We start from the raw sequence: 26,954 nt of genomic DNA on the forward strand, positions 1-26,954 counted from the left end.
CCGTCCGCTCCCCCATACCCGGTGGGTCCGACAAGGCAACCGTCTTGTCATCAATTTCACAGCAGTTCTGGAAGTTTGCCGGCCTGCTTTCCACTTCTGGCATGGCCAGCCAGTCAGGGTTGACCCTGCACTTGGAAACCGCGCATAGTGGTTCTCCCCGAATGGAAATTCCCGAAGATTCCCGGCCACTTGCCTGTTCGGTAGGCAACCGGGGACGCCGGTCCCCCCCGCTTAGGAAGACCATGCGCCGTTCGCTCCTCGTCTGCCTCGTCCTCCTGGCCTCGGCCTCCGCCGCTCAGGAGAAGAAAGCGCCGCGTGACGCCGACCTTGGCCAGAAGTCCAGCACCGCGTTGGACAAGTCCCTGGCTGGCGACATCACCCGCGAGAAGAAGAAGGAAGAAGTCGCCCCCGCGCTCCAGTACGACCAGTTCCGACTGGGCGTGGAGCTGCAGGTGGCCTCCAAGCGTCGCGAGCAGATCGTCTCGCTGAAGAAGATCATCTCCCTGTCGCCGGATCCGCGAGAGGTCCCGAGCCTCCTGTTCCGCCTGGGCGAGTTCTACTGGGAGGAGTCGAAGTTCTACTTCTTCGAGGCCAACCGCAAGGACGACGACCTCATCAAGGCGATGAACCGCAACGACACCGCGGCCCAGCAGCAGGCCAAGGCGGAGAAGGCGGAGTTCGTCGCGAAGCAGAAGGAGTACGGAAAGCTCGCGGTGGAGCAGTACACCAAGATTGTCCAGGAGCACCCCAAGTTCGAGCGCACGGACGAGGTGCTCTTCTTCCTCGGTCAGTACCTGATGGAAGAGGGCCAGGACCGCAAGGCGTTGGTGGCCTTCAAGCGCCTGGTGGAGAAGCACCCGACGTCCAAGTTCATCCCGGACGCGTACTTCGCCTTCGGCGAGTACTACTTCAACAACTCCAAGGGAAAGCGCCCGGAGTTGGAGAAGGCGCTGGTGGCCTACAAGAAGGCCGCCGAGTTCCCCGAGAGCCAGGTGTACGCGTTCGCCCTCTACAAGCAGGGCTGGTGTCACTACAACATGGGGGAGTACGGGGCGGCGAAGGACAAGTTCAAGACGGTGGTGCTGTACGGCGAGCTGGCCGGCGCCAACGCGGTGGAGCGGGACGGCGGCAAGAGCGGCAAGGGTTCGCTGGTGCGTGAGGCCCGGACCGACTACGTGCGTGCGTACGCGCACGAGGGTGACGTGGCGCAGGCGCGCGCGGACTTCGGCAAGGTGGCCTCCAACCCGGAGGACCGCTTCACGATGATGAAGCAGCTCGCCAACATGTACTACGGCGACGGCAAGGACCGCGAAGCGGCCATCACCTTCAACTCCCTCATCAAGGAGAAGCCGCTGTCGCCCGAGGCGCCCGGCTTCCAGGGGAAGATCGTCGACTGCATCCTCCGCATGGGCAACAAGGAGCGCACCGTTGCCCAGGTGCGCCGGCTCGTGAAGATCATGAAGGAGGTGGAGAGCTCCGGCGTCATCAAGGACGACAAGGACAAGAAGCTGCTCGCGGAGGCGAAGGAGCTGTCCGAGCGCACGCTGTCCAACCTCGCCGTCACCTGGCACAACGAGGGCAAGAAGACGCGCAACGAGGAGACGTTCCGCTACGCGGACGCCGTCTACAGCGACTACCTCACGCTCTTCCCGGAGAACCCCAAGGCGTATGACCTGCGCTTCTTCTGGGCGGAGCTCCTCAACGACAACCTGTCGAACTACGAGAAGGCCGCCGCCAACTACACGCTCGTCGTGCTCCAGGACGCCAAGGTGCTGGAGGCCAAGGACGACAAGGGCAAGCCGAAGCCGGGCAAGGCGGGCAAGTGGCTGTCGAACGCGTCCTACAACGCGGTGCTGGCCTACGACGAAGTCGTGAAGTCCGCCGAGTCTCGCGGCGAGGCGAAGAGCGAGTCGGTGGGCACGGACCTCTCCAAGAAGGCCACCATCCCCACGTTGAAGAAGGCGCTCCTGGACGCGTGCGAGCGCTACCTCAAGTACGTGCCCAAGGGTGAGAAGCGGGTGGAGATCGCCTTCAAGGCGGCGAACATCTACTACCGCCACAATCACTTCGACGAGGCGGTGCTGCGCTTCAGCGAAATCGCGCTCGGCTACCCCGAGTACAAGTTCGAGGACGGCTCGCGCGCGGCGGAGATCAGCGCCAACCTCATCCTCGACTCGTACAACCTGCTCCAGGACTTCGCGAAGGTGAACGAGTGGGCGCGCCGCTTCTACGCCAACGACAAGCTGGCCACCGGCAAGTTCCGCGACGACCTGGCCAAGCTGATTGAGCAGTCGTCGTTCAAGCTGGTCAGCCAGTTGGAGGAGAAGAAGGAGTTCTCCAAGGCGGCCGAGGCGTACCTCAACTTCGTGCACGACTTCCCGCAGACGGAGATCGCCGACCTGGCGCTCTACAACGCGTCCGTCGACTACTACAAAGCGAAGATGCTGGATAAGACGATTGAGGTCCGCTCCCGACTCTTCGCCCAGTATCCGCGCTCCAAGTACGTGCCGGACTCCATCTACGCCAACGCGGAAGCGCTGGAGGCCATCGGCGACTTCGAGCAGGCCGCGACGACCTACGAGCTGTACGTGAAGGGCTACGAGCGCAGCGTGTCGGAGAAGGGCGGCGGCAAGGCGCGCCCGAGCAAGTCCAGCAAGAACAAGAAGGGCGGCGGCGACGAGAAGCCCGCGGTGCCGCAGAAGTGGGACGAGGCCAAGGCGCAGGTGGCCCTGTTCAACGCGTCCACCTACCGCGAGGGTCTGGGCCAGACGAAGGCGGCGCTGCGCAACCGCGAGCGCTACCTGGAATTGTGGCCGAAGGCGAAGGACGCGGATGACATCCGCCTGTCCATCATCGACCTGACGGGCAAGAGCGGCGCGGCGATGAAGGCCATCAAGATGCTGGAAGAGTACGAGCGCGACAACATGCGCTCCGCCAGCAAGTTCCTCACCGCCGAGGGGCGGATCATCGAGCTGTACAAGAAGATGAACAAGTCGCGCGACGTGACGCGCATGTACAAGCGCGTGGGCGAGCACTTCGACCAGCTCCCCCGCCGCGTGCAGACCACGCTGGAGAAGCCCGCGCTGGCCACCGCCGCCCAGGGGCAGTTCCTGGGCGTGGAGCTGGACTGGCAGGAGTACAAGCGCCTGAAGCTGTACTGGGGCGCGCCGCCGTCGCCGGACCGCTTCCGCAACAGCATCCAGGACAAGAGCCGCGCGCTGCAGGTGGTGGAGAAGAAGTACGTGCAGACGGTGACGCTGGGCGCTCCGGAGCCGTCGCTCTGCGCGCTCAACCGCATTGGCCTGGCGTATGACCACTTCGCCCACAGCGTCATCAACGCGCCCATGCCGCGCGGCCTGGACGAAGAGGCCCAGCAGGCGCTGCGCGACGAGTTCACCAATCAGGCCCAGCCGCTCAAGGACAAGGCCACGGAGGCGTTCGCCGCCACGGTGGCCAAGAGCCGCGAACTGGACGTGTTCAACGCCTGCGCGGCGGAGAGCCTGAAGATGCTGCGCACCACGTATCAGCCGGACCGCTACCCGGAGATGCCGGAGGAGAAGGTCGCGCTGAAGAGCCGCCAGCAGATCATCGGTGGTGACGTGCTGGCCGGCATCCAGGATGTGCCGCCGCCCGCGCCCACGGCCGTGGCGGAGGCGCAGAACGGCAAGAAGCAGGCGCTGCAGGAGGACCTCACGGACCTCACCGCGCAGCTCCGCTCGCAGACCGAGACCCAGGTGGACACCAAGGCCACCCCCTCCACCCCGGACGGCACCAAGCCCGCGAAGCAGGCGGGGGCCGACGAGGAGCCGGAGGACTTCCTCTAATGAACCGGACGACCCGTACCATGCGCCTGTTCCCCCTCCTGGCGGCCGCGTCGCTCATCGCCGCCGGCTGCACCGCGTCCAAGGCCACCGGCCCCGACCCCGTGGCGAAGGCCCCCACGGCGCCGCCGAAGGACGCTCCGCCTCCGCCCATCTCCAACACGGCCAAGGCGCGCTTCGAGGACGCGGTGAAGTCCTTCGACACGCAGAAGAAGGCCAAGGCGTTCGACTACCCGGCACTGGAGCGCAAGTTCAAGTCCGCGCTGGAGTCGGACGCGAACCTCGCCGAGGCCGAGTACAACCTGGGCGTCATCGCCGAGCGCCAGGGCAACATCCCGGAGGCCAAGGCCCGCTACAAGGCGGCGCTCACCAAGAAGCCCTCGCTGCGCCAGGCGTCGGAGAACCTGGCCGTCATGGAGCAGAACGGCGGCAACGTGGCCGGCGCGGTGGCCCTCTATCAGGAGGTCCTCCAGCGCTATCCGGATGACGCGCAGTCCCGCGCGCGTCTGGCGGAGATCTACCGGCAGCAGAACGACCACGACAAGGCGATGGAGCTGGCCCGTGCCGCGCTGATGAGGGATCCGGCGTCCACCACCGCGCTGAAGGTGATGATCCGCAGCTACCTGGACCGCAAGCAACTCTCCATGGCGAAGCTGGTGGCGCTGCGCGGCGTGAAGCTGGATGGCTCGGATCCGGAGCTGCACCACTCGGTGGGCCTCATCCTGCTGCGCGAGGGGGATGCCGACGAGGCGCGGCTGTCCTTCAAGAAGGCGCTGGAGGCGCGCGAGGACTACGTCCCGTCGCACGTCGCGCTGGCACAGCTCGCGCTGGACGCGGAGGACTACCCCGGCGCCGAGGAGCACCTGCGCCGCATCCTCCAGGCCGACGGGAAGAACGCCACCGCGCACCTGAACCTCGGCCTCTCCTACAAGGGCCAGGGTCAGTACGACAAGGCGATGCAGGAGTACGACGAGGCGGAGAAGCTGGATACGGAGCTGGCGGCCGTGCACCTCAACCGCGCCATCCTGCTCCACAAGGTGAAGGACGCCCCGGAGCGCGCCGTGGAGCTGTACAAGAAGTACATCGCCCTGGCGAGCGACGGCGTGGCCCTGTCCGCGGAGGCCCCCGTCTTCGGGCTGCTGCGCGAGGCCGAGGCCATCGTCGGCGCCAAGCGCGAGGCCGTCGCGGCCGAGGAGCAGGCGAAGAAGATGGAGGAGCTGCAGAAGAAGCAGCAGGTCCAGATGCAGGCCGCGGAGAAGAAGCAGCCGCCCGCGCCCAATGGCGCCGCCGTGGCTCCGGCCAACGGCACGGGCACGGCTCCCCAGGTCACTCCGGCCGGGGGCTCCTCGCCCCAGCCGACCCCGCGGGAGCCTCCTGCTGCGGGCGCGCAGGAACCGAAGAATCCAGGCACGGCGGATCCTTCCGAGCCGGGTGAGCCTGAAGACGACCTGCTGTGAAAGTTGGGATGCCCCCGGGTGCCTTCGCTGTGGCGAAGGCTGGGGGGATGATGCGAACCTTCGCTGCCCGTGCTGACGCGGGCATGCGGCGTGGAACGGGCCCGGCGGGGCCCTTGTGGGAGACAGTGATGCGGAAGGCTCTGATGTTGTGCGCGGTGCTCGCGGTGGCTCCGGCCTTCGCCCAGGATGATGCGGCCAAGCCGGCGGGTGGGGGCGGGGAGGGCAATGTGCGCTACTCCAAGACGACGAACATCGACTTCGAGGACGACACCATCGAAGGCGACCTCACCAAGCCGGACGGCGAGTACATCGACGCGCGCGAGAAGGTGAAGCACTCGAACCTCATCCGCATCCGCGAGGACTTCGAGGACAAGGTGATGCAGTCCGTGGGCGAGCTGTAACAGGCGTCGGTGCGTCGGTGGGAACCTGCCGGCGCGAGCGTTGTCCATAGAGAGAGCATCAACCCTTCGCAGGAGCCCCCATGGCCGTTCCCCTGACACTCAAGGTCTTCAAGGGCGACACGCTGGTCGCCACCAAGGACTACGAGCGCGACATCATCAAGATTGGCCGACTGTCCTCGGCGCACCTGTGCCTGGAGGACGAGAAGGTCAGCCGCATCCACTCCGTCATCGAGGTCGCCGGCGACGGCTCCATGTCCATCATCGACATGGGCAGCGTCGAGGGGACGTACGTCAACAGCAAGCGGGTCAACAAGGGCCTCTTGACGTTCGGTGACGAGATTCGGGTGGGCGCCACCACCATCCGGCTGGAGAACCCCGCCGCCGTCGCGGCCGCCAATCTGTCCTCGGCCGCCGCGAGCACGGACGCGACCACGGAGAAGAACCCCGTGGTGGGCGGCACCAGCGCCGCCACGGGCCTGGCGCAGGCCGCCGCCGCCGAGGCCGCCGAGCAGCCGTCCATTCCCGCCCCTGTCGCCGCCGCGAACCCGGGTGCGCTGGACGCCTCCGTCGCCGCCACGCAGAAGAGCCCCATCCTCGCCGCGGAGGAGTCCGCGCCGGCGCCCCAGGCCCCGGTCGAGGATGCCGCGCCGCGCGTTCGCACCGTGCGCCGCACCAAGTCCAGTGGCCCTCAGGGCGTGGCGCTGCGCTTCTCCTGGGGTGACCAGCGGGTGGGCGAGTTCTTCGTCGGTCCTGGCTCGAAGCGCGCCGTGACGGTGGGCACCGCCGCGGGTGTCGACTTCGTCATGGGTGACGCGAAGCTGGGCGCGCCGACCTTCGACGTGCTGCGCACGGACGGGCAGGCCTTCGTCGTGCGCTTCACGGGGAAGATGAAGGGCGGGCTGGTCCGCAAGGGCGAGACGCTGGAGCTCAAGGCGGTCCTCGAGTCCGGCAAGGCCTCGCACGAGGGGGACGCGTACACGCTCACGCTCGACGCGGAGGACTTCTTCTGGGTGGACCTGGGCGGCGTGACCATGGAGGCGACCTTCCAGTCCGTGCCCAAGCGCGTCGTCGCGCCGCTGGGCGAGTCGCTGGACTACACGGCGGTCAACATCTTCCTGGTGATGTTCTTCGCGGCGACCGCGTTCGTCATCACCGCGATGAACCGCACGGGCGAGGGTGACGAGTACTCCGACGAGCTGTCCGCCAACCAGGCGCGCATCGCCAAGCTCATCATCAAGCCGCCCGAGACGCAGAAGAACAAGTTCCTCGAGCGCCTCAACCAGCAGAAGGAAGCGAAGAAGAGCGGCGAGATGGCGGCCAAGAGCCGCGGTGACGAGGGGCAGATGGGCAAGAAGGACACGCCCAAGACCAACAACCGCACCGCGCCCAAGGGCGACCCGAACAAGAAGGACGAGGCCCGCGCGCTGACCGCCAAGATTTTCGGCGGCGGCAAGGGCGGCATCTCCACCGTGTTCGGCAGCAAGGGCCTGGGCGGAGACCTGAAGAGCGCCATGGGCAACATGTTCGGCGCCAAGGCGGGCAACTCGGGCGGCTTCGGTGGCCTGGGCCTGCGTGGCTCCGGCGGCGGCGGTGGCGGCACGGGTGACACCGTGGGCATCGGCGGCATCGGCACCAAGGGCCGTGGTGGTGGCACCGGAAGCTACGGCACCGGCGTGGGTGTGCTGGGTGGCAAGTCCAGCGTCGACGTGGGCATCACCTCGTCCGAGCCGGAGGTCATGGGCTCGCTGGACAAGGAGCTCATCCGCAAGGTCATCCACATGAACCGCGGGCAGATCCGCTACTGCTACGAAAGCCTGCTCAACCGCTTCCCGAAGCTGGGCGGCAAGGTGGCCGTGAAGTTCGTGATTACCGCCACCGGCTCCGTGGCGTCGTCCTCGGTGGCGCAGTCCACCGCGGGCAACGCGGAGCTGGAGACGTGCGTGGCGGGCCGCGTGCGCACCTGGAAGTTCCCCGAGCCCAAGGGCGGTGGCGTGGTGGTCGTCACCTATCCGTTCATCTTCAAGCAGTCCGGCGAATAGCGCCGGCCTTCCTCCGCTTCACGGGCGGCCCTTCCCCGGGGCCGCCCGCGCAGTCACCCCGGCTCCCGTCCCCCGTGGGAGCCACGTCAACCTCAGGACCGCATGAAAGCCCTCGCCTCCATTGCCCTGTGTGCCGTGTTCGTCCTCCCCGTGGCCGCGAGCGCTCAGCAACCACCCCCCACGGCGACGGGAGACAAGCCCGCCGTCACGTTCGATGAAATCGAGCGCGGCTTCTACTTCGCGCTGCTCGGCGGTCCGCTCTTCCTGACCAATCCCCCCGCGGCGGAGGGGACGCCCCGGCCGTTCTCCTCGGGCCCCATGGCCCAGGTGGAGTTCGGCGTGGACCTGGGGGAGCGGGTGTCCGTGGGCCTGTTCATCATGGGCTCCAGCATCCGCACCAGCGCGGAGTACATCGGCGAGTCCGGTGGCGCGGTGTCCGGTGACTTCTCCACCTTCGTCCCCGGCGCGGTGCTGCGCGCGCGTCTGGTGGGCCTGGCCGACAGCCAGGAAGTGAAGCGCACGTGGTTCTATGTCCGCGCAGGCGCGGGTTATGCGATGTTCTCGCCGAAGCGTCTCCTTCCGGATTCCGACATTCTTGTGTTTGCCGGGCCCGGAGTGGAGTACTACACACGGTTGCGCCACTTTTCCGTGGGGCTCGAGGTCACGGGGAACTACCTCGTTTCCGGAGGCTCGTTCGGGTTCGCGGTGGCGCCGAACATTCGCTACGCGTTCTAGTTCCAGCGGGAGAAAGACGTGCCTCAGGAGAATGGAAGCGGTGGGCCGCGCCCGGGTGGGCGTGGTCGTGACGGGGGTGCGCCGGGTCAGGGCCCGCGCCGTGACGGTCCTGGCGGTGGTTTTGGTGGCCGAGGCGGTCCGGGTGGCCCTGGTGGTGGAAGGGGCGAAGGCCGTGGCCGTGATGGCCGCGGGCGTGGACGTGACGAGGGGCCCGTGGGCCCTGGGCAGCGCGTCATCGCCGAGCTGAACGCGCTCGAGAAGGCGTTCTCCAAGACGGACTTCGTGGCCGAGAAGGGCCCGCTGCAGGCGATTGTTCGCTCGCTGCGGCCCATGCGGCTGAAGTCCCTGGAGGACCTGGACCTCAACACGCGTGGCAAGCTCATCACCACGATGCTGCGCGTGCAGCGCCAGCCCAAGCCGGCCGCTCCGGAGGCTTCGGCCCCGGCGGAGGCGGAGGCGAGTGCTCCGGTCGAGGCTTCGGCCGAGGCCGCTGCTCCGGCGGAGGGCGCGGAAGGCACGACGGAGGCCGCGGCTCCAGCCGAGGCGGCTGCTCCGGCGGCGCCCGCGGTGGATCCGGCCAAGGAGAAGCTCGACGCGTGGACGGACGTGCTGTTCCTGGTGGGACAGGTCTGGCGCGCGGCGGGAGACCGGGAGCGAGCCGAGGTGGCCTTCGCCGCCAGCGGCCGTCAGCCGGGTCCCGAGGTCGAGGAGCCCGCGGCGCCGGCGGCTCGGACGGAAGCGCGTCCGGAGCGCGGTGAGCGTCGCGACCGTCCCGAGCGAGGGGAGCGGCCGCCTCGCGGTGAGCGTCCCGAGCGCGGCGCGGCGGGGGGCGAGCGGCGTGAGCGTCCGGAGCGGGCGCCTCGCGGTGAGCGTCCCGAGCGCGCTGAGCGTCCGGAGCGGGGCGAGCGTCGTCCCATGCCGGAGCTGACGGGCGACTGGAAGGACCAGGCCAAGCAGCTCGAGGCGATGGGGCGCACGCGTGACGCGGCCCGGCTGCACGAGCGGAACAATGGCTTCGCGGACGCCACCCGGTTGTTCGAGGCGGGCGGCGACCTGAAGAGCGCGCTGCGCACCTCGCTGGCGGGCAGCGACAACGATGCCGCGCGCCGGCTGGTGGGCACGCTGCCTCCGGATCAGCTCGCTCCCACGCTGGAGAAGGCCGGTGCCTACGAGCTCCTGATGGAGCACTACGTTGGCAAGGGCGACTTCGAGAACGTGGCGCGCCTGTACGAGCGTGCTCGCCAGTTCGACCAGGCGGCGCTCGCGTACGAGCGTGCGGGGAAGCTGACCCTGGCGCGCAAGGCGTATGAGCGCTCGCGCGACATGGCCAGCGCCAACCGCATCCGCGGGCTCGAGGTGAAGAGCCTGGTGGAGCGTGGGGACCGGCTGGGCGCGGCCACGCTGCTCGTGGCGGCGGGTCAGCGTCGCGAGGCCGTGGAGGTGCTGGGCACCCTGCCTCCTCCCAAGGCGTTCCACTTCATGCAGCGGCTGAAGCTGGATGAAGAGGCGAAGGAGCTGGCTCAGCGCGAGCTGGCCCGGGCCGAGCAGGAGCAGAAGCCGGCGGGCCGTGCCCGGTGGCTGGAGCTGCTGGGCGACGTCGCGGCTTCCGCCGAGGCGTGGGAGGCCGCGGGGCGCAAGGACAAGGCGCTGCCGCTGCACGAGAAGCTCGGCAACCTGCCTCGCGCCGCCCAGCTCGCCGAAGAGCTGCAGCAGCGTGACAAGGCCGTGGCCCTCTACACCCAGCTCAACGACACCGCTGGCGTGGAGCGTGCGAAGGCCCTGCCGGAGACGCCCGTGGCGACCCCGGCCTCCGCCGAGTCGTCTGACGGCGGCGCGGGGGGCGAGGAAGGGGACGTTCCCCCCGACGCTTCCTCGGCCGAGTAGCAAGAAGGCCAATGATTCCCGCCCTTTGGCGGGTTTTGCACGATTGCTCGGGGGCGCACGCGGCCGGTAGAGTCCGGCGGCTGGCGCCCCCGCTGCGTTCCATTTTCACCCCCGAGGCCCGCCCTCCCCATGCAACAGCCCACGTCTCCTCGACCCACGCTGCGCGTGTCCGATGACCGGAGCTTCGTCGAAGCCGAGGCCTCCCTGGAGAAAGCCGGCCGCGTGGAAGAGCTGATTCGTCTGTACGAGGGTCGCTCGCGCGATGTCGCCACCGACGAGGCCGTGCGCCTGTTGTGCCGTGCCGCGGAGCTGGCGCACGAGCGTCAACGCAACGCACCTCGCGCCGAGGAACTGCTCAAGCGCGCCTTGCTCGTGGCGAAGGAGCCGCTGCCCGCGTTGCGGGGCCTCAAGCGGCTGCATGAGACGCGTCAGGACGCCGCCGCTCTCGCGGACGTGCTGGAGCGCCTGGGCAGCTCCACGCAGGGCGAGGAGAGCGCGGGCCACTACCTGAAGGCCGCGGACCTCTACGAGCAGAAGCTCTTCCGTCGCGACAGGGCGGTGCTGTGCCTGCAGCGCGCGGCGCGGGCGAAGTCGGACCGGGCCATCTTCCGGCGCGTGCGGCAGTTGCTCTTGTCCGAGGAGCGCTTCCAGACGGCCTTCGAGGCGCTCGAGCGCGAGCGCGAGGCGCTGGGCGACGCGGGGATGTCCGAGGAGTACGCGGCGCTGGCCGAGCGACTGGTGGATGACCCCACCGAGCATGAGCTGGCGCAGCGGGTGCTGGAAGTCGCGCGGACGCTGGAGCCGCAGAACGCGCGCGTGGAGAAGGCCACCCGGGCGCTGCAGCGCTTCGAGCAGACGTGGCGGGACCGCGTGCGGATGCTGCGCAGCATGTCGCTGGAGGAGCGCGACAGGAAGAGCGCCGCCCGGCTGTCGCTGCTCGTGGCGAAGCTGTTCGCCTGGTACGACCCGGGCGCCGCCGGCAAGGTGAAGGAGGCGTTGGACCGCTGCTTCCTGCTGTGGCCGGGCATGCCCGAGGGACTGTCGCTCATCGAGAAGATGGCGGCGCGCTCCGGTGGCGACTTCGCGGCGGCGATTGCGCAGATTGAATCCATGGCGGGCGAGGTGAAGGACCGCGCCGCGCAGGTGGACCTGTGGCTGCGCGTGGGCACGCTGCGGCTGGGCCGGCTGAACGACGCGCCGGGCGCGCTGGGGGCCTTCGAGAAGGCGGTGGCGGCGGACCCGTCGCGCGCGGACGCGGCGAGCCTCTCGGCGGAGCTGTTGCTGGAGGGGGGCAGGGCGGCGGACGCGGTGGTGGTGCTGGAGCGCTACCTGGGCACGGTGAAGGACAAGTCGGGCCAGGCCGCGATGCGGCTGCGCCTGGCGGAGCTGTGTCTGACGCAGTTGAAGGACGGCGCGGCGGCGCGCGCGCACCTGGAAGCGGCGCTGAAGCTGGACCCCACGCATGCGCTGGCGGCCTTCCAGTTGGCGCGGCTCCTGGCCGAGGACGAGGAGCTGGAAGCCGTGGTGCCGCTCCTGGACCTGGCGCTCCTGGCGCCGCGTCCCCGGGCGGAGCGGGTGGCCTTCTGCGAGGCGCTCGCGCTGATGTTCGAGGAGAAGGACGACGCGCGTGGCGCCTTCGAGGTGCTGTCGCGCGCGCTGGAGCTGGACCCCGCGCGTCCGCTGCTGCTCGGCTCGGTGGTGGAGCACGCGGAGAAGGCGAATGCGCGGCCCGCGCTGGCCCTGGCGCTGCAGCGCGCGGCGCAGGCTGCCCCGGTGGTGGAGGTCGCGGCGACGCTGTGGCGGCACCTGGCGCAGCTGCTCCAGGGCCCGCTGGCGGACCCGGTGCGCGCGGAGGCCGCGTGGCGCGAGGTGCTGGCGCGGCTTCCAGGTGACGAGGTCGCCGCGGAGGCGGTGAAGTCGCTGCAGGCGGCCGCGGCGCTCGCGGATGACCCGAAGGCCCGGCTGGAGGCGGAGGTGACGCGGCGCGAGGCCGCTGGCGCCGCGCCCGAGGAGCTGGAGCCGCTGGTGCGCGAGTGGATGCAGCTCGCGCCCGACGAGGTGGGCGCGGTGCAGCGGCTGCAGGCGCTGTGCGTGGCGCTGTCGCGCTTCGACGAAGCGGCGTCGCTGGCGGGACGGCTGGCGTCGCTGGCGGAGACGCAGCTGGAGCGCAACGAGTGGACGGCGCGGCAGGCCAAGCTGTACGCGGAGCGTCTGGGACGTCAGGAGGACGCGGCGGACCTGTTCCTGGGCCTGCTGTCGGAGAACGTGTCCACCGGTGTGGTGGTGGGCGGCCTGGAGCGACTGGCGGCGGCGGGGGTGCGGACGCAGGAGGTCACCGAGGCGCTGGCGGCGCACTACGGGCGCGCGGGAGACCACCAGCGACAGGTGGCGGCGCTCCAGCAGCAGCTCGAAGCCACGACGGAGCCGACGGCGCGCAAGCGCCTCTACTCGCTGCTGGCGAGCATCCACGAGAAGCAGCTCGCGGACAGCCGCGCGGCCTTCGACACCCGGGTGCGCGTGCTGCGCGAGGACCCGAGGGATGACTCCACGCGCGCCGAGGCGCTGCGGCTGGCGAGAGACTTGTCCGCGCACGCGGAGCTGAGCCGGGTGCTGCGCACGCTGGCGACGGAGGCGGAAGACCCCACGCTGGCGCTGTCGCTCTTGACCGAGGCGGCGACGCTGACGGAGGAGGGCGGGTTGGTGGCGGATGCCATCGCCGCGCTGGAGGCTGCGGTGGAGCGGGCTCCGGAGTCGGGTCCGGTGCTCCAGCGGCTCGTGCGGTTGTATGGGCGCGCGGGACGTTCGGCGGACGCCGAGGAGCTGCTGCGCAAGCGCATCCACGGCGCGCGCGGGGCAGAGCGACTGGAGCTGCTCCTCCAACTCGTGGACCTGAACGTGGAGCTGGGCCGTCCGGCGCAGGCCGCCGAGGCGCTCAATTCAGCGCTCTCGCATGGCGCCGAGGAAGGCCGGCACCTGCCGCGCCTGGCGGAGCTGTACGAGAAGGCGGGCCGTACGCGCGAGCTGGGCGAGACGCTGGCGCGGATGATTGGCCTGGCGGAGTCGGCGGGCGAGTCGGACAAGGTGTCGCGTCTGAAGCTGCGGCGCGCGCAGTTGCTGCAGGGCACGCAGGACGGCAGCGCGGAGGCGGTGCAGAGCTACGCGGACATCCTGCTCCAGCGTCCCTCGGACCCGGATGCGCTCGCTGCGCTGGAGGCGATGCTGGCCTCGGGGCCTTCGCGCGAGGCGGCGGCGCGCGTGCTGCTGCCCGCGCTCGAGCGGACCAAGGACCACCGCAAGCTGGTGGCCACGTTGGACGTGCTGGCGGAGGTGGCGAAGGACGACGCGGCGCGGGTGCAGGTGCTGCGGCAGGCCGCGCAGGTGCATCTGGCGCACCTGCGGCAGCCGGAGCTGGCGTTCGCCGCCCTGGCGCGGGCCCTGCGGCTGGCGCCGGGCGACGCGGGACTTCGCTCCACGGCGCGTCAGGCGGCGGAGGACGCGGACTCGGTGGACAGCTACGCGGAGATCATCGCGGAGCTGGCGGAGGAGGGCGACGTGGGGCCCGCGCGCGGCGCACTGCTTCGCGAGCTGGCCGAGGTGCAGGAGAAGAAGCTCGACGACAAGGCGGGCGCGGTGAAGGCGCTGCGTGCGTTGCTGGCCCTGGAGCCGGGCAACCTGGACAGCCTTCGTTCCTTGCAGCGGTTGCACCGCGCGGGCGAGGAGTGGGCCGCGCTGGCCGAGGTGCTGGAGAAGCTGGCCGCCGCGTCGCCGGAGCCCGCCGAGCAGCTCGCGTTCCTGCGCGAGGCCGCGCTGCTTCACGAGACGCGCCTGTCGGACCTGGAGAGCGCGTCGGAGGCGTGGCGAGCCATCGCCGAGCGCGACTCGGCGAGCCGTGAGGCCGCGGCGGCGTTGGACCGGCTCTACACGGAGCTGGAAAAGCATCAGGACCTCGCCTGGGCGCTGGCGCTGCGCCGCAACCAGGAGGGGCAGAGCCCGCAGGGACGAGAAGTCTCCTTCCGGCTGGCGGAGCTGCAGCGCACGGTGCTGGACGACCCGAACGCGGCGCTGGGCCTCTACAGGCGCATCCTCTCCGAGGACTCCGGTCATCCCGGCTCGCGCGCCGCGCTGGAGGCGTGGGTGAAGGCGGCGGTGACGGCCAGTGGCGCCGCGCTGGAGGTGTTGGACCCGGTGCTCGCGCAGGTGGGGGACCATGCCCGCCGCGTGGCGCTTCGCGAGGTACGGATGGAGTCGGCCCTCACGGTGGAGAAGATCCTCCTGGCCGGAGAGGTGCGCCGCATCTACGAGCGCGACATGCGGCAGCCGTCGCTGGCCTTCATGTCGGCGGTGAAGTCCTTCGCGCAGGGATTGGACCGGGACGGCGTGCGTCCCGACCTGGAGCGCCTGGCGCGCGAGACGGGCAGCCACGAGGTGCTCGCGGAGATCTACGAGTCCGCGGCGGTGGAGCTCACGGAGGGAGAGCCGGCGGCGTTGGAGTTGCTGCGTCGCGCGGCGGAGATTCGCGAGTCGTTGGATCAGCCCGAGGAGGCCGCGCGGCTCTGGAAGAACCTGCTCGCGGACGCCCCGCAGGACCGTCAGGCCCTGGAGTCGCTGTCCCGGCTGTACGAGAAGGGCCAGAACGCCAAGAGCCTCTCCGAGGTCTACACCCGTCAGGCCCAGCTCTCCCAGGACGCTGAAGAGCGCGTGGGACTGCTGCTCAAGGCGGGCGAGGCCTACGCCAACTCGGGTGAGGACGCGCGGGCCGTCGAGACGTACCGCTCCGCGCTCGCGCTGCGACGGGTGCCAGAGGGGTTGCTCGCGCTGGAGAAGCTGTACGCGAAGGCGCGGCGGTTCGTGGAGCAGGCGGACGTGCTGGAGCAGCTCGCCGAGGGCGCCGCGGATGACGCCGCGCGACGGAGCTGGCTGCTGAAGCGCGCGCAGTTGCTCGAGAAGGAAGTGGGGCCGACGGAGGCGCTGCCGGTGTATCGCCGGCTGCTGGAGCTGGCGCCCGGTGACGGTCAGGTGGTCGCGGGCCTGGAGCGCCTGATGGCGCACGATGGGCCCCGCGTGGAGGCGGCACGCCTGCTGGAGCCCGTCTATCGCGGCCTGAACGACACGCGAAAGCTGGTGGAGGTGCTGGAGGTGTTGTTGCCCGGCGTCGCGCCGGAGCGGCGGCTGGAGCACATCCAGGAGATCGCCACCCTGCGCGAGGCGTTGGGGCAGACCTCGCTCGCGTTCGTCGCGCGGCTGCGGGCCTTCAACGAGTTCCCGCAGGAGACCTCGGTGCGTGACGAGCTGGAGCGGCTGGCGGCCGACTCCGGTTCGTTCGAGGAAGTCGCTGGCGCCTACGAGGACCAGCTGGAGCGCGACACGCAGGAGCCGCTCGCGGGTGACTTGTGGCGCCGGCTGGCGACGCTCTACGACAACCGCCTCAAGCGCTACGACCTGGCGGTCCGGGCGCTGGAGGAGGTGAGTCGGAGGGACCCGAAGAACAAGGCGGTGCTGGAGTCCATCTCCCGCGTCCACCGTCGCACCGGTGCGCACCGTGAGCTGGCGCTCGTCATGCGGCGTCAGGTGGCGGCGGAGCCAAGCCCGGCGTCGCAGGTGAATCTCCTGTTCGAGCTGGCGCACCTCGCCGAGGAGACGCTGGCGGACAAGGCGCTGGCGGCGCAGGCGTACCGCGAGGTCCTCGCCCTCAGGCCGGAGAACGCGAACGCCATCAAGCTGCTGGGACGCGTGCTGGCGGACATGGAGCGCTGGCCGGAGCTGGCGCAGCACATCGAGCGGGAAACCCAGCTCGCGGACGCGCGTGGCGCACAGGAAGAAGCCTCCGACCTGCGCGTGCGCCTGGGCCGACTGAAGTTCTCGCGCCTGGATGACCCGCGCGGAGCCCTGGAGTTGTACCAGTCAGTGCTGGCGCGCCGGGCGGGACATGCGGGCGCGGTGGGCGCGCTCGAGGAGATGGCCCGCTCGGAGAGCCCGCTGCGAGGAGCCGCCGCCAGCACGCTGGAGCCTGTCTTCGTCGCGGTGGGCAACCACCTGAAGCAGGTGGAGATGCTGGAGTCCCGCGTGTCGGCGGAGGCGGTGCCGCAGGAGCGCGCGGCGCTGTTGCGTCGCATCGCGGAGATGTATGCCGGCCCGCTGGAGAACGCGGAGATGGGCTTCCTGGCGGCGACGCGTGCGTTGCGCGAGCTGCCCGACGACCTGCGCTCGTTGGAGCTGTGCGCGTCGCTGGTGGACCGGGCCGAGGCTCCCGAGGAGCTGGGCGCGGTCATCATGGAAGTCGCTCCCAAGGCGGGCGACGCCGCGCGGGCCGAGCTGTACCGGACCCTGGCGCGACTGCAGACGGACCTGGGTGAGCCCTCCGAGGCGCTGACGTCCTGGAAGCGCGTGCTGGAGCTGCGTCCCACGGACACCGAGGCGTTGGATGGCACGGTCCGCCTGGTGGCCTCGCAGGGCAAGCCGTCGGAGCTGCTGGAGGTGCTGCGCCGTCAACTCGCCGTGGCCGAGGAACCGGCCCGTCGCGCGGTGGTTCTCTTCCAGATTGGACATCTGCAGGAGGAGCAGCTCCAGGACGCGCTCGGTGCGTTGGCGACGTTCCGGCGGCTGCTGGAACTCAAGCCGGACGACATGGCCGCGTTGGAGCGGATGGAGGCGCTCTGCCAGAAGCAGGAGCGCTGGCCGGAGCTGGCGGACGTGCTGGCCCGCCGCATCGCGCTGATGCCCCCGGAGGCGGGCCTGGAGCTGAAGTTCCGGCTGGCCTCGGTGCGTGAGACGCGGCTGTTGGACCGGACGGGCGCGCTGGCGCTGTACGGCGAGGTGCTGACGGTGCAGCCCAACCATCCCGGCGCCGTGGGCCGGATGGAGGGCCTGGTGTCGCGCGAGCCGCAGAACCTGCTCGCGGTGGAGACCCTGCTGCGGGCCTTCCGCGCGAGCGGCGACGTGCCCCGGCTGGCGCAGGTCATCGAGACGCGCGTGGGTGTGTCCGCGGACTCGTTCGAGCGCAAGGCGCTGCTGGGCGAGCTGGCCACGCTGCGTGAGTCGCAGGGCGAAGTGGAGCTGACGTTCCTGGCCCTCTTCCGCGCCTTCAAGGAGGACCCGAACGACGGCGAGGTGCGCCGGCGTCTCGAGAACGCGACGGACGCGTCCGACGGCTATGACGAACTGGTCGCCGCGTACGAGGAAGCCCTGCCACGCGTGGCCGAGGCCGCGGACGCGGCGCAGGTGTGCCTGAAGCTGGGCCAGTTGCTGGAGTCGAAGCTGCGCGACTCCGACCGCGCGGTGTCCTACTACGAGCGGGCGCGCACGCTGCACGTCGCCGTTCAGGGGCGGGCGCTGGTGGCGTTGGACCGCCTGTACATGGAGCTGCAGGCGTGGCCGGAGCTGGCGGGAATCCTGGAGGCGCTGGTCTCCACGTCCACCGAGCAGGTGGATCGCGTGGGATACCTCTTCCGCCTGGGGCAGCTCTACCAGGAGCGGCTGGACAGTCCGGACCGCGCGGCGGGAGCGTACGAGGCCATCCTCAAGCTGGAGCCCGGACATCTGGCCTCCGCGCGGCTGCTGGAGAGCATCTACGAAGGCGCCTCGGCGTCGGAGAAGCTCTACGCCATCCTCAAGCTCCAGGCCGACAAGGTCGTGGGGCCGGAGCGGGACCGCGTCCTCGCGAAGATGGCGCAGGTGTCCGCCGAGGGGCTCTCCGACCTGGGCGGCTCCATCGAGCTGTACCGCGAGCTGCTGGCGAAGAACGCGCGCAACGACCAGGCCTTCTCCGCGCTGGAGTCGCTGTACGAGCGCGCGGACCGGCCGCAGGACCTGCGCGAACTGCTCGAAGGGCGTCTGGCGATGACGCTGGACCCTCGCGAGGTGGTGCGCCTCAACGAGCGGTTGGGCCGCGTGGTGTACCGGCTGCTCAAGCAGCCCGATGCGGCCGTGCCGTACTTCAAGGCGGCGTTGGACCGGGACGCGCGCAATCGCGCGGTGCTCGACACGCTGCGCGAGCTGTACGATGAGACGGAGCAGCGCGAGGAACTCGTCGGCGTGCTGCGCCGGCTCATTCCCCTGCAAGAGAACAGTGAAGGCGTGAAGGCGCTGCGCCTGCGCCTGGCGGAAGTGCTGGCCGGCATGGGTCGTCGCGAGGAGGCGCTGGACGCCGCCCGCCGCGCGCTCGAGGTGGAGCCGCACCTGGTTCAGGAACTCGTGCGTGTGCACGCGCTCTTCGTCTCCCTGCGCGCGTGGAATGACGCCGTGCGTGCACTGGAACTCAAGGTGCAGGTACACCTGGGCGCCGAGGAGCGTGAGCAGGCCGTCGCCACGTACTTCGAGGTGGCGGACCTGTGGGCGGGGCCGGGTGGCAAGCCCGAGCAGTCCTCGGGGGCCCTGGAGAAGGTGCTGGAGCTGGACCCGTCGAACCGCACGGCCTACGGGCGGGTGTGCGAGCTGTACCGCACGTACAACGACTGGCGCGCGTACGCGACGGCGGTCGACCGCTACATGCCCCACTTCGTCACGGACGAAGAGAAGATGGCCGCGCTGCGCGAGCTGGCCCGGGTGCAGGAAGAGCGGCTGGGTCAGAAGGACGTGGCCTTCCTGGCGCTGTGCCGCGCGTTGCAGCTCGACCCCTCGGACGACTCGCTGCGCGAGGAAGTGGAGCGTCTGGCGGACGAGACGGGCAGCCACGAGGAACTGGCCGCGGTCTTCGAGGAGGTGGCGGACGAGCTGCCTCGCGGCCCGCTGGCGGAGCGGCTCTATGCCACGCTCGCGCGAGTCCATGACACGCGCCTGGATGACCCGCAGGCCGCGGAGGCCGCGTTCCGGAAGATTCTCGAGTTCGACCCGACCAACGCCACCGCGCTGGACGGACTGGCCGCCGTCTTCCACCGTCGCGGCCAGGAGCGCGAGTACGTGGTGGCGCTGGAGCAGAAGCTCGAGGCCGCCGGCTCCATCGAGCAGCGCAAGGGCATCCTGAAGGAGATTGCCCGCGTCTGGGACGAGAAGCTGGAGGACCCGTCGGAGGCCGCCAGTGCGCTCCTGCGCGCCCTGGAGCTGGAGCCGGACGCGGAGACGCTCGGCGTGCTCACCGCGCTGTACCGGCGCCAGCGCGCGTGGCGCGACGTGGCGATGACGCTCCTGCGCGCCCGCGACCTGGCGGACACGGCCGAGGAGCGCGCGCGCATCCAGGTGGAGGTCGCCGGAGTCTTCGAGAGAGATCTCTCCGATGACGACTCCGCCGTCGCCGCCTTCCGGCAGGCGCTGGAGCTGGACCCGGTCAACCGCGAGGCGCTGGAGTCGCTGGAGCGGCTGCACACCAAGCTGGACCAGCCCGCGGACCTGCTCGCCATCTACGAGCGGATGCTGGAGCTGAGCGAGGACTGGCGCGAGAAGGTCCGCGTCCTCTTCCGCAGCGCCAGCATCTGGGAGGACAAGTACCAGAACCCGGCCAACGCGGACGTGTGCGTGGAGGGCGTGCTCTCCATCGACCCGCAGAACGTCCAGGCCATCAAGGTCCTCATCCGGCTGCGCCGGGCCCAGGCGCGCTGGGAAGACCTCATCAACGCCTACGAGCGGCAGCTCTCCCTGGCCGTCAGCCCGCAGGAGCAGGCCGAGCTGTACGTGGACATCGGCAACGTCCAGTACCAGTCGCTCAAGGTGGTGGACCGGGCCGTCAACAGCTACCACGCCGCGCTCGCAGCGGACCCCGAGAGCCGTCCCGCGCTGCACGCCCTGGGCAACCTGTACGAGCGCAGCGGCAACTGGCCCTTCGCGCTGGAGATGCTCCAGAAGGAAGCGGAGCTCGCCGGCCAGTCGAAGGACGCGGTGGAGCTGTTCTACCGCTTGGGGAAGATCAACGAGGACATGCTGATGGACTCGGGCAGCGCCCGGAGTGCCTATCAGCAGGCCATCGCCATCGACGCGGGCCACCTGCCCAGCATCCGCGCCCTCAAGGGCATCCAGGAGCAGGAGAAGGACTGGAGCGGCTACGAGCAGACGCTGCGCCAGGAGGCGGAGCAGACCGAGGACCCGGCCGCCAAGGGTCGCGCCCTGCTGGACGTGGCGCGCTACCACGCGGAGACGCGCGAGGACCGGGACACGGCCACGGGCTACTGGGAAGAGGCGCTCAAGCACATCCCGGACAGCGTCGAGGCCGCGCGCCCGCTGGCGGACGTCTATATCGCCCACGAGGAGTGGGCGATGGCCGAGCGGATGCTGGACATCGTCACGCGCAAGCTGTCGGACAAGGCCATGGTGGAAAAGGACTCGGCCACTGCCGCGGACCTGTGCCGCCAGCTCTACCGACTGGGCTACGTGGCGGAGAAGCTGGGGCGCCGCGACAAGGCCCTGAGCTGCTACGAGACGGCGTACGAGCGCGACGCGACGTACCTGCCGGCGCTCGAGGGCTACGGAAACCTGCTGGTCCAGACGCGCCGCTACGAGGGCGCGCTCAAGGTGTTCCAGACCATCCTCATCCACCACCGCGAGGACCTCACGGACCTGGAGGTGGTGGAGGTCTACTGGCAGCTCGGTGACATCCACGCCGCGCTCGGCCAGGTGGACCGCGCGCAGAACCACTTCGAGAAGGCGCTCGCCATCAACCCGGGCCACGAGCCCACGCTGCGCGCGCTCGTCGTGTTGATGGACAAGGCGGGGCAGTTCGAGAAGTCCGCCGACCTGCGCCAGCAACTCGTCGCCGAGCTGGAGGGCGAGGCCAAGGCGAAGGTGTACCTGGACCTGGGCCGCATCTCCCGCGACGAACTGCATGACCCGTACATGGCCATCGACGCCTTCACCGGCGCGCTCAAGGTCCAGCCGGACGCGCTGGAGGTGATGGACCAGCTGTACGTGCTCCTGCGCGAGACGCGTCAGGGCCAGAAGGCCGCGGATGTGCTGGCGCGGATGCTGGCGTTGCCCGCGCTCGCTTCGGAGCCGCACAAGGCCAAGCGCGTGTGGTTCGCGTTGGGCGAGCTGCGCCGCGATGACTTGAAGGACGTGGAGGGCGCGACGCAGGCGTTCAACGCGGCCCTGGACCTGGACCCGCGCTTCGTCGAGGCGTTCAGCTCTCTGGAGGCGATGCTCGGCGGTGCCCGCCAGTGGAAGCAGTTGGAGGAGAACTACACGAAGATGCTCGGGCGGCTGCCCAAGACGCCGGAGACGCACGTGGCGCGCATGGCGCTGTGGCGGGCGCTGGGAGACCTGTACCACCAGGTGCTCAAGCATCCAGAGGGCGCGGTGGCCGCCTATGGCGTGGCCGCCAAGGGCCTCCCGGACGATGCGGCGGTGCAGGAGGCCTTCGCGGACCTCGCCGGCAACATGCCCGGCAAGGAGGAAGAGGCCATCGCCGCGCTTCGTCGCGCGCTGCCTCACACGACGGATGCGCGCAAGGTGTGCGGGCAGATCGTCCGGCTGGCGGCGCTGCGCAAGGACTACGACCTGGCGTGGCTCGCGGCGCAGGCCGCGTCGGGGCTCCTGGGTGAAGCAGGGGAGGACGAGAAGGAGATCCTCTCCAAGCTGGGGCCCTACGCGAAGAAGAAGGAAGTGGCGCAGCGGCCGGTGGACGACCAGCTGTGGCACACGCAGCTGTTCCACCCGAAGTCGCGGGGCCCGCTGGCGGAGCTGCTCGGGCTGCTCTTCGCGAAGGCGGGACACCTGTACGCGGTGCCCTTCACCCAGTACCAGCTGGTGCCCAAGAAGCACCGCATCGACGTGGCCAGCGCGCAGGAGTACCACGTGCACCACTACCGCTACGTGGCGCGCCTGTTGGGCATGGAGGGCGTGGAGCTGTACTCACCCTTCCTCGTGGCGACGCGCGAGCGCATGGCCAAACGCTCCAACGAGCCCGCACCGGAGCCGCTGGTCAACGTGGAGCTCCTGCAGACGCACCCGCCCTGCGTTCGCGTGGGTGGCAAGTACTTCGCGGAGCAGGGACAGAAGGAGGTGTACTACCTCCTGGGGCGTGCCCTCGCGCTGGCCCGTCCGGAGCTGGCCTTCGCGCAGTACGTGCCCGCGGAGCGACTGGAGGCCATCCTCCAGGCGGCCCTCAACCTCGTGGTGGGCAATGTGCGTGTCGCCGAGTCCCTCCACGGCGTGGAGATGGAGCGGCGCGCCCTGGAGAAGGTCCTCACCGACGTGGACCGCGCGGCGCTCGCGAAGGCGGCGCGCGCCTGGCTTCCCACCGCGACACCTCAGTCCGTGCGCCAGTTCCTGGAGGGCGCGGAGCTCACCGCGTCGCGCGCGGGCCTCTTTGTCGCCGGGGAGATGGAGCCGGTGCGCCGGCTGGTCCAGGGGGAGACGGGGAGCTCGTTCCGGGTGGCGCCTCGCAACAAGCTCAAGGAGTTGCTCGTCTTCGCCACGTCCGAAGAGCTCCACAACCTGCGTGTGGCTGTTGGCACACACGTGGAGGTGCAGGTTCGTCGATAGCACGATAGAACCCCGAGAAGGGTTCACGCGTTGATGAGCGACCGGGCGGTCAAGGCACTGATCCTTGACCCCTCCAGTGGGCACTTCTACGATTCCGACGGGATTTCTCCCGTCATTTCCGAGGCTTGCGGAAGAGATGCGTTTCGTCTGTGACAGCTGCCGCGCGCAGTACATGATCAGCGACGACAAAGTTGGCCCGAAGGGGGTCAAGGTTCGTTGCAAGAAGTGCGGCCACAACATCACCGTGCGCCCAGCGGGCGCCGCGGCGGGGAAGGATTCCCCGTCGGAGCCCGCGACTTCTTCCGCCCCTGCCTCCGCCTCGAACGGCGCGAGCACTCCGAGCAAGGAGGCCGAGTCGTCATCGTCCGCCTCGCTGCCCGCCACGCTGGGGACTCCGCCGGAGGGCGGGCTCTTCACCGACGTGGAGGAGGACGAGATTGGAGCCGTGTTCGACCAGGTCCTCAGCTCTGGCACGCACAAGATTCCGACGGGTGAAGCCCTCGGAGAAGCCGCGGCGCGCGAAGCCACGGCGGAGAACGTGCGCAAGCTGGCCGAGGCCGAGGACGAGCCCGACAAGGAGGAGGCGAAGCCCCAGGCCTCTTCGCACGACTGGTATGTGGCCATCGACGAGAAGCAGGTGGGGCCGCTCTCCGTCGAAAAGGTGAAGGACGCCTGGGACCGCGGAGAGGTGGGACCCGACAGCCTCTGCTGGCGCTCCGGCTTCAGCGACTGGATTCCCCTCTCGGAGACGGCGGAGCTGGCGTCGGTGCTCGCCCCGCGTCCGTCGAAGCCGACCATCGTCGCGCCTGAGCCGGTGTCGGGCACTTCGCCCACGGTTCAAACCGGGCCGGTGCAGTCCGCGTTCAGCGCGGGCAAGGTGTCCAAGAACGACAGCTCGCCCCCGCCGTCCTCTTCCCACGAGGCGCCGGCGGGCTGGAAGCCCTCCGCCGCCAGTGTGCTGGCCTCGCTGGTGAAGGAGGAGAACGACGCGTTCTCCAAGCCTCCACCGACGCCCGCGCCTCCGCTGGGCCGCGAGCCCGTGTCCCAGTCGCGCCTGCTCGATGTGCCCATGCCTCCCCCGGAGCCGGTGTCTTCTCCGTCGCTGATGGGAGCGAGCGCGGCCATGGCCGCGCAGATGGCGCAGCCGCAGGTCCAGCAGCCGTATCCTCATCCTCAGCAGCCCATGGCACCCTATGGGCAGCCCGCGCAGATGCCGTATGGGCAGCAGCAGCCCGCGCACTATGCGCAGCCCGGTCCCGCGCAGTATCCGCCGCAGGGCTATGCGCCCACGTATGCGCAGCAGGGTGGCGCTTCCTCGCAGGGCGGCAAGAACCGCATGGGCCTGATGGTGGGTATCGCCGTCGGGGTGCTGGGGCTCGGCGGTGGTGTCCTTGCGTTCACCCTGAAGGGTGACAGCAAGGTCGAGGCTCCGGTGACAACGCCGGTGGCCGCGCCGCCTGTCGCCGCGGCGCCTCCGCCTGTCGCGGCCCCCGTGAATCCTCCGCCCGTGGCCGCGCCCGTGCAGACGCCTCCCGTCGTGGTGGCGGGAGCCCCTGCGGGTTCGGCAACGCCTCCGCCCGTCGCGGCTGGAACGCCCGATGCGGCGAATCCGGCAGTGGCCGCTGGGACGCCGACGCAGCCGGTGGCGACACCTCCGCCCGCGGTCGTCGCTCAGGCGCCGGTCGTGGCCACGCCTCCGGTGGATGCGGCGAAGCCGCTCGACTCCGCCGTGGCGAAGGTGGAGCGTCCATCAACACCGCGCAAGACGGGTGGTTCCTCGTCCGCGGGTCGCAGGGAAGAGCCCGAGGAGCGTCCCGTGGCGCGCGCGGAGCGGCCCGCTGCGAGCGATGGCGACGACGACTTCGACGAGCTGTTCGGCACGAAGAAGCCGAAGAACGAGCCCAAGCCCTCTGAGTCGCGGCCCACCGCCTACATTCCTCCCGAGCCTGGGGGCGGTGGTGTGCGCGACACGCTCCAGCGTTCCGACATCATGGAGGTGGTGCTGAACAACAAGCCCGCCATCGTGAAGTGCGTGAACGAGCAGAAGAAGAAGGACCCGATGTTGAGCGGCAAGCTGGTGATGCGGTGGACCATCCAGACGAGTGGCAAGACGGCAAACGTCACATGCAAGACGGATGAGTACCGCACCACGTACATGGCGAGCTGCATCTCGGGGCTCATCAAGAGCTGGGCGTTCCCTCGTCACAAGAAGCAGGGCGAGCCCATCGACTTCCCGTTCACCTTCTGAGCGGGCGAGGGGCTTTCCGGGTCCGGTGTGACACGTGGGGCGCGCCTGGGGCTGATGTGAGTGTTCGCTTTCGTGAGGGCTGAATTTCCGCGAAGGCGATGCGTTGGTAGGCGTGTCGACACTCGTTGACACGTCAGGACGGGCGGGACTAAAGCCGAGCCGCTCGCATGGACGTCGGGGTCTGAAGTCAGTGGCCGGAGGCCCCCAGAGAGACGTTCCAAGCAGACTCACGGAGGGATTCTCAACATGCAGCTTCGCAAGATGATGCTGGTGCTCACGGCGCTGGGCGCGATGAGCGGTTTGATGGCCGGTTGCGGTGACGACGAGCCGGGTAACTCGCTCTGCACCTCGAACGACGAATGTGCCGGCACGGAGATCTGCCACCCGGATGCGGGTGTCTGTGTGACGACGTGTGATGTTGGTGCCGACTGTCCGGACTCCGCGAAGACGTGCGCGCCCCTGGGTGGCACGAGCAGCGAGGCCAACACGCGGATCTGCCAGTGCTCCACGGACGTGCTCTGCAACGGCGGCGCGGACTCCGAGACGACCGACATGGTCTGCTCCGACCTGGATACCGTTTGCGTGCCGAAGTGCGGCTCGAACAGTGATTGCGGCACCGGTCGCGTGTGCGACACGGCGTCCGGCCAGTGCGAGGAAGACAGCTCCACTGGCGACACCTGCACGGGTACCGCCCAGAGCACCTGCCTCTATGGCGACTTCTGCAGCAGCGGCACCTGCACCCAGGTTCCGGCGCCTACCTGCGCGAACTTCACGCCTGCCCAGGGCGGCAAGCAGCCTGTCTGGACCATCTCGTCCACGGGTCCGATCATCTACGACATCACCCAGGTCTCCTTCGGCCAGGACTCGTTCTGTGGCACGGGCAGTGGAACTACCGGCATGACCGCGAAGGCCCGCGTCCGCGCCTACCAGCCCGCGACTGGCACGACGACCTTCCCGGCCCAGGTCAGCGGTCTCCCCGGCCTGTTCTACGTGCGAGTCAATGGCAGCCAGCTGGATGGCGTTCAGACCATCCGTCCGTCCGAGTACAGCACGTCCAACGCGGGCAAGAACGCGGAGTTCACCATGAACTTCTGCCCGGGCGCCACGGCGACGACGCTGTCCATTGGACTGTACTTCACCAATGGCAACGAGATCTGCGCGCAGCTCAACCGCTAGTTCGTGGAGCGGAGTGTTCTCGTCTGTGCGGTGAGAACGAGCACGGAGCCTCATCCCTACCCAGGGGTGGGGCTTCGCGCGTTTGGGATGTCCGACTTCATCGTTTCGAGCGGGCAAAGGGGACGTGAATAAGGCCTCCCCACCTCTCGTTTGAATGTGCGACGGCGCTTGGCGCCAGTTGACGGAAGAGAAGGAGACCTCGATGAGTTATCGTTTTGCTGCGCTGTGTGTCGCTGCCTTTGCAACGCATGCCTTGGCTGAGGACTCTGCCATCGGTCGCGAAGTCCGCCTCGAGTGCCCTGCGGGAACCGTGCAGAAGGGCGGCCGGGTGAGCAAGGACATGGGGGTCTTCTGCGTGAGAGTGGGCTCCACTCCGCAGAAGCCCGCACTACATGGCCCCTACATGGACTTCTGGGCCAGCGGTCAGAAGCAGTCCGAGGGGCAATACAAGGACGGTTTCCGCTCGGGGCGCTGGACCTTCTATGACGCCAACGGCGTGAAGACCGGGGAGACCCAGTTCGAGAACAACGACTACCACGGCCAGCGCGTGGAGTATTTCCCCAATGGCGCCAAGAAGATGGAGCAGACCTGGGTGAAGGGGAAGCGCGAAGGCGTCGAGGCGACCTACACCGAGAATGGGCAGAAGGTCTCCGAGGTCCAGTACTCGGCGGACAAGCCGCTGGCTTCCAAGTAGCCCTTTCGTCACTTCGGCAGGACCCGAGGCCCTCACTCCGTCGGAGCGAGGGCCTTTCTTGCTTCGCCAGAAGGCTTTCCCGAACTGCTCTGCT

Annotated in this window: 11 protein-coding genes; all 11 read left to right on the plus strand. The window is 69.5% G+C overall.

Features of this window, described 5'->3' with window-relative positions; all coding sequences use genetic code 11:
- The first annotated feature begins 242 nt into the window (after positions 1-242).
- The 11 genes from G4D83_RS03330 to G4D83_RS03375 all read left to right on the plus strand — a co-directional run bounded on the left by G4D83_RS03330 (position 243) and on the right by G4D83_RS03375 (position 26,860).
- Entirely contained in the window at positions 243-3,824 is a 3,582-nt protein-coding gene (locus tag G4D83_RS03330) for a tetratricopeptide repeat protein (RefSeq protein WP_176437069.1), read from the plus strand.
- On the plus strand, positions 3,824-5,278 hold the full coding sequence (gltE, locus tag G4D83_RS03335) for an adventurous gliding motility TPR repeat lipoprotein GltE (protein ID WP_163862672.1): 1,455 nt from the start codon (positions 3,824-3,826) through the stop codon (positions 5,276-5,278). The genes G4D83_RS03330 and gltE overlap by 1 nt, the downstream gene beginning before the upstream one ends.
- Before the next feature lie 128 nt (positions 5,279-5,406).
- Positions 5,407-5,679, plus strand: coding sequence for an adventurous gliding motility protein CglF (cglF, locus tag G4D83_RS03340; RefSeq protein ID WP_163862674.1), 273 nt, complete (start codon positions 5,407-5,409; stop codon positions 5,677-5,679).
- An 80-nt stretch (positions 5,680-5,759) separates the two neighbouring features.
- A complete protein-coding gene (gltG, locus tag G4D83_RS03345) occupies positions 5,760-7,718 on the plus strand; it encodes an adventurous gliding motility protein GltG (RefSeq protein WP_163862677.1) in 1,959 nt (652 codons plus the stop codon).
- Positions 7,719-7,820: 102 nt separating this feature from the next.
- Entirely contained in the window at positions 7,821-8,453 is a 633-nt protein-coding gene (cglE, locus tag G4D83_RS03350) for an adventurous gliding motility protein CglE (RefSeq protein WP_141647493.1), read from the plus strand.
- Between the two features lie 40 nt (positions 8,454-8,493).
- Positions 8,494-8,700 carry a hypothetical protein gene (locus G4D83_RS46750; protein ID WP_176437071.1) on the plus strand — a complete coding sequence of 69 codons (207 nt, stop codon included), beginning with the start codon at positions 8,494-8,496 and terminating at the stop codon, positions 8,698-8,700.
- A complete protein-coding gene (locus G4D83_RS03355) occupies positions 8,667-10,337 on the plus strand; it encodes a DEAD/DEAH box helicase (RefSeq protein WP_176437072.1) in 1,671 nt (556 codons plus the stop codon). Before G4D83_RS46750 ends, G4D83_RS03355 begins: the two co-directional genes overlap by 34 nt.
- A 129-nt stretch (positions 10,338-10,466) precedes the next feature.
- Entirely contained in the window at positions 10,467-22,742 is a 12,276-nt protein-coding gene (locus G4D83_RS03360; protein WP_163862680.1) for a tetratricopeptide repeat protein, read from the plus strand.
- A 136-nt stretch (positions 22,743-22,878) separates the two neighbouring features.
- On the plus strand, positions 22,879-24,990 hold the full coding sequence (gene gltJ / locus G4D83_RS03365; RefSeq protein WP_163862682.1) for an adventurous gliding motility protein GltJ: 2,112 nt from the start codon (positions 22,879-22,881) through the stop codon (positions 24,988-24,990).
- A gap of 246 nt (positions 24,991-25,236) precedes the next feature.
- Positions 25,237-26,166, plus strand: coding sequence for a hypothetical protein (locus G4D83_RS03370; RefSeq protein WP_240356117.1), 930 nt, complete (start codon positions 25,237-25,239; stop codon positions 26,164-26,166).
- A 328-nt stretch (positions 26,167-26,494) separates the two neighbouring features.
- Entirely contained in the window at positions 26,495-26,860 is a 366-nt protein-coding gene (locus tag G4D83_RS03375) for a toxin-antitoxin system YwqK family antitoxin (protein ID WP_163862685.1), read from the plus strand.
- Positions 26,861-26,954 lie beyond the last annotated feature (94 nt).

The organism is Myxococcus eversor (assembly GCF_010894455.1).
GTDB classification, from domain to species: domain Bacteria; phylum Myxococcota; class Myxococcia; order Myxococcales; family Myxococcaceae; genus Myxococcus; species Myxococcus eversor.

Bases quoted from the DNA above. Each gene is read 5' to 3' on its own strand.
- gltE (WP_163862672.1), top strand. From the start codon at position 3,824: ATGAACCGGACGACCCGTACCATGCGCCTGTTCCCCCTCCTGGCGGCC.
- gltG (WP_163862677.1), top strand. From the start codon at position 5,760: ATGGCCGTTCCCCTGACACTCAAGGTCTTCAAGGGCGACACGCTGGTC.
- gltJ (WP_163862682.1), top strand. From the start codon at position 22,879: ATGCGTTTCGTCTGTGACAGCTGCCGCGCGCAGTACATGATCAGCGAC.
- G4D83_RS03330 (WP_176437069.1), top strand. From the start codon at position 243: ATGCGCCGTTCGCTCCTCGTCTGCCTCGTCCTCCTGGCCTCGGCCTCC.
- G4D83_RS03360 (WP_163862680.1), top strand. From the start codon at position 10,467: ATGCAACAGCCCACGTCTCCTCGACCCACGCTGCGCGTGTCCGATGAC.
- cglF (WP_163862674.1), top strand. From the start codon at position 5,407: ATGCGGAAGGCTCTGATGTTGTGCGCGGTGCTCGCGGTGGCTCCGGCC.
- cglE (WP_141647493.1), top strand. From the start codon at position 7,821: ATGAAAGCCCTCGCCTCCATTGCCCTGTGTGCCGTGTTCGTCCTCCCC.
- G4D83_RS03370 (WP_240356117.1), top strand. From the start codon at position 25,237: ATGCAGCTTCGCAAGATGATGCTGGTGCTCACGGCGCTGGGCGCGATG.